Annotated in this window: 1 protein-coding gene; it reads left to right on the forward strand. The window is 65.5% G+C overall.

Features of this window, described 5'->3' with window-relative positions; all coding sequences use genetic code 11:
* Positions 1-48: 48 nt before the first annotated feature.
* On the forward strand, positions 49-339 hold a 291-nt coding region (locus QWI17_RS23610; RefSeq protein WP_368045328.1), incomplete at its 3' end, for an FAD-binding protein.

The raw sequence follows: 339 nt of genomic DNA on the forward strand, positions 1-339 counted from the left end.
AGCGAAGACTAACTGTGCACGCTGGTCAACCAGGCCAGCCGCAACGGCATGAACGTTCGGGTGGCCGGGTCCGGGCATTCGTTCACCCCGGTAGCGCTGACCAATGGCCTGCACCTGACGCTGGCCAACATGAGCGGCATACGCCATGTCGACCACGCCAGAAAGCGCGTCACCGCCGCAGCCGGCACCACCATCAATGCCTTCGGCAAGGCCCTGCGGGCGGCCGGCCTGTCGATGGTCAACCAGGGCGACATCGACAGCCAGTCGATTGCCGGGGCACTCACCACCGGTACTCACGGCACAGGCCTTACCCTGGGCAACCTGGCCTCGTCGATAGTG

Origin of the sequence: Gilvimarinus gilvus (assembly GCF_030518155.1) — a bacterium.
Taxonomy (GTDB): Bacteria; Pseudomonadota; Gammaproteobacteria; order Pseudomonadales; family Cellvibrionaceae; genus Gilvimarinus; species Gilvimarinus gilvus.